This is a genomic window from Pseudoalteromonas sp. SR45-5, assembly GCF_014163565.1.
GTDB lineage: Bacteria > Pseudomonadota > Gammaproteobacteria > Enterobacterales > Alteromonadaceae > Pseudoalteromonas > Pseudoalteromonas distincta.
This window is the reverse complement of sequence record NZ_JACJDN010000740.1, coordinates 1-1773: the sequence shown is the minus strand read 5'-3', so window position 1 is coordinate 1773 and position 1773 is coordinate 1. Positions and strand designations below refer to the sequence as shown.

Here is a 1773-nt window from a genome sequence, read left to right as displayed (position 1 = left end):
ATACAGCGCTTATATTTTTTGTATTGGCAGCTTTATTTTGCTTCAAGAAGGCCAACTCTATTTATTTATAACTGACCACGTTTCATCACTCCTATTTGATTTATACTTACTCAGCATAGGTTTAACAGTACTCAGTGCTACATGGTTTATGTGCGCATTACTTGAACTAAACAATAGATGGCCAAAAACAAGTAAGATTTTAAAAATTATGGCCGGTATTGTTATGTGCTTTTCTTTAATAAAAATATTGTTCAGTAACACTTTGATTTGGCAAATAGCTGGCAACATCATGGCTTACGGCTCATTAATTATTGTGACTGTTATTTTTGTTTTAGCGGCACAACAGGCTCGCAAAGGAATACGCGAAGCAACGCTTGTTTTTGTAGCATTGAGCTTGGTGCTCGTAAGCATGATATTTAGAGTATTACTTATTAATCAAAGCCCATTTATGCAACGTTACGGATTTATTTTGGCTTTCGCTGTGGAGTCATTTTTACTAGCAGTAGCTGTTTCTAGGCGTATTAGCCGTATGCGAATCGCACAAAAACGCGCCGAAACCGAAGCCGATTACGATCACCTTTGTGGCATTTTAAACCGCCGTGGCTGGGGTAAAAAATCATCAGAGCTGATTGAGCTGCATGCAAAAAAAGGCGGAGTTTTATGTTTAATGTATATAGATTTAGATGACTTTAAACAGATAAACGACAATTATGGGCATGCCGTAGGCGATGAAGCTTTATGTAAAGTAGCCGCCAGTTTAAAAAGTATTGTACGCACCAGCGATGCAGTCGGCCGCTTAGGCGGCGATGAATTTGTAGTACTTGCCCACTTTTACAGCAAAGCGCAAGTAAGCCCAAAAACACACCATCTAAAAATAGAGTTAGATAAACTCGCCATCACGCATAACGACCAGCCTATTGCTATAAAGGCAAGCATTGGTAGCAGCGTATTTAGTGAGCCTCCTAAAAATATTGACGAAATTTTAAAAGCCGGCGACACCGCTATGTATCATGAAAAACTACAGCGTAAAGTAAAGCCGCTCACTTTAGTTGATAGCTAGCTTTAAGTATTTAAAACCGTAGCTGGCTTAGCAAACTGCTTACGGTTTATATAGTGGCTAAAAATAATAGTAAATAACGTTGAGGCTTGTTTGCCAATAAAGTGGGCAACACTACCCATTACCGCTAAAATAACCGGAAAGGTAGAGATTAACCGCTCCACGCAGACCCTATATGCTGTGATATAAACGTAACAAGTACGATAAAGCCCGTCACTAATATCATTTTACCTAAAGCTCCCAGCGGGCATTTAATGGTTTTGCATCAACTGATATATTTAGCCTTGTAGAGATAATAGCTAAACCGAGTAAAATACAAAGCGAAATCACCCTCGCCACAATAATATTCACTGGTAAAAATAAAGTAATAACGCTAAATACACACCAAATACTCAACGCTGTAAAAAGCGATTTAAGCATTCCAAATCTTTGTGAAACAACCAAGTAACTAAAACAAAATAAGCCTATACCGCTCATACCATAAAGAGAGGCCACCGCTGAGTTAGCTGCAAATAATTTACCTTGTTCTAATGCTATAAAATAAGAAATAGGCCAGAGGTAATAGGCAAACCAGGAATTATGCCGCTAACAAAACTACCAAAGCGTTTTTGGGCGAATGTTATTAGTAAAATAAGCAAAGGTGCAATTATGAGTTTAAGCAGCATAAATAACAATAAAATATGAGAGCTGAAATTAAGTCTAGGTGTCTATACTTA

At 37.8% G+C, this 1773-nt stretch carries 3 protein-coding genes; 1 reads left to right on the top strand and 2 read right to left on the bottom strand.

All coding sequences use genetic code 11. The features are described 5' to 3' along the window. Positions 1–1060, top strand: a 1060-nt coding sequence (locus tag H5072_RS18530; protein WP_182694400.1) for a diguanylate cyclase, incomplete at its 5' end; no start/stop codon positions are given. A 2-nt stretch (positions 1061–1062) separates the two neighbouring features. On the opposite strand, the gene H5072_RS21345 is transcribed toward H5072_RS18530, so the two are convergent. Further along, positions 1063–1221 (bottom strand): hypothetical protein, encoded by a 159-nt coding sequence (locus H5072_RS21345; protein ID WP_240915877.1) that lies wholly within the window; start codon positions 1219–1221, stop codon positions 1063–1065. Between the two features lie 67 nt (positions 1222–1288). Continuing rightward, on the bottom strand, positions 1289–1477 hold the full coding sequence (locus H5072_RS21340; RefSeq protein WP_259395987.1) for a hypothetical protein: 189 nt from the start codon (positions 1475–1477) through the stop codon (positions 1289–1291). Positions 1478–1773: the final 296 nt, after the last annotated feature.